This window comes from Oleiphilus sp. HI0067 (genome assembly GCF_001635735.1).
On the sequence record NZ_LWFI01001741.1, the window covers coordinates 1 to 1,090 of the forward strand.

Below are 1,090 nucleotides of genomic sequence, written 5' to 3' on the forward strand. Positions count from 1 at the left end.
CTTCGTAGTTATCAAGATAAATCCCGTGTTGCGCGCCGAGCCATGTGCCAAATTTGGTAATGTTAGCCTGATCAATTTGATCCTGTGTCGGGGCCCATAAAGGCGCATGTGACATGTGAAATCCTTGTTTTTGTTATCTGATGGAATAGGGCCTTAACAACTTTTGAATAGCGCTTTTCCAACACTAGATTGATTCTCGCGACCGAGAACGTCTGATATTTTGTTACCGGCGCTCGCTAATTTCTCTAAATTAATACCAGTTTCAAACCCGCCGCTGTGAAGAAGGTACACCAAATCTTCTGTCGCTAAATTGCCTGTTGCACCCTTTGCATAAGGGCAGCCGCCTAGACCCGCAACAGAAGCATCAAAGCAACGTATTCCAGCCTCTAGTCCAGCATAAACGCTAGCTAGGGCTTGACCATATGTATCGTGAAGGTGGAGGGCCAATTTGCTTGTATCAAATTCAGACGACATCAATGAGAGCAGTTGTTTGGTGTCATAAGCCGTACCAACCCCGATGGTGTCACCGAGTGATACCTCATAACACCCTAAATCAAATAGCTTACGCGTCGTTTCAATTACCTTACGAGGGTCTACTTTACCGCCATACGGACAAGCAAAGACACAGCTCACGTATCCTCTTATAGGAACGCCATCTGAATTAGCCTGCTTAGCGAGCTCTTCAAATCGTTGGATACTTTCATCGATAGAGCAATTGATATTGCGCTGACTGAAGGCTTCCGAAGCAGCTGCGAAAACAGCAACCTCTTCCGCGCCACAGATTTTAGCTGCTTCGTAACCACGAAGATTTGGTGTAAGTGCGGCGTAGCGTGTGTTGGCGTTGCGATCAATCATTTCAAACAATGCGTCGCTATTCGACATTTGTGGCACCCATTTTGGCGAAACAAAGCTCCCAGCTTCGATATAACTGACACCAGCTGCGGAAAGCTCATTTACAAGTGAAACTTTAGCCTCAAGTGGGACAATTGCTTTTTCATTTTGAAGCCCGTCTCTAGGCCCAACTTCTACGACGCGTACAAAACCACTCATACCTTACTCTCCAAAATCCTTATCAACCCAGCTCGGAGCG

Annotated in this window: 1 protein-coding gene; it reads right to left on the minus strand. The window is 46.3% G+C overall.

From position 1 onward, the window contains the following. Positions 1-153: 153 nt before the first annotated feature. Positions 154-1,050, minus strand: coding sequence for a hydroxymethylglutaryl-CoA lyase (locus A3739_RS27620; RefSeq protein WP_068479638.1), 897 nt, complete (start codon positions 1,048-1,050; stop codon positions 154-156). Positions 1,051-1,090 lie beyond the last annotated feature (40 nt).

Coding starts and splice junctions, on each gene's coding strand:
- A3739_RS27620 (WP_068479638.1), bottom strand. CDS start 1,050: ATGAGTGGTTTTGTACGCGTCGTAGAAGTTGGGCCTAGAGACGGGCTT.